The 288-nt window shown below is 39.6% G+C and carries 1 protein-coding gene; it reads left to right on the forward strand.

Annotated features, from left to right (window positions below; genetic code table 11):
* Positions 1-288 (forward strand): solute carrier family 23 protein (locus AAEY72_RS14460; protein ID WP_352311210.1); only part of this gene is annotated, 288 nt, incomplete at both ends.

Raw genomic sequence — 288 nt, forward strand, 5'->3', positions numbered from 1 at the left:
GTCGTTGGATTGTTATTTATAGCGTCATTATTTTTCTCGCCCTTAGCCGCTATGGTGCCAGCTTATGCGACAACAGGGACATTGTTTTATGTTGCTATCTTAATGATGTCGGGGTTAGTGAATGTTGATTGGGACGATATAACTGAAGCGGCTCCTGTAGTAGTCACTTGCTTATTAATGCCGTTAACTTTTTCTATTGCCAATGCTATTGGTCTTGGGTTTATTTCTTATGCGGTGATCAAATTGCTGACAGGGCGTTTTAAAGATTTAAATTCAGGTATTCTAGTG

Origin of the sequence: Psychrobacter sp. W2-37-MNA-CIBAN-0211 (assembly GCF_040309405.1) — a bacterium.
In the GTDB taxonomy this organism is placed as follows: domain Bacteria; phylum Pseudomonadota; class Gammaproteobacteria; order Pseudomonadales; family Moraxellaceae; genus Psychrobacter; species Psychrobacter glaciei.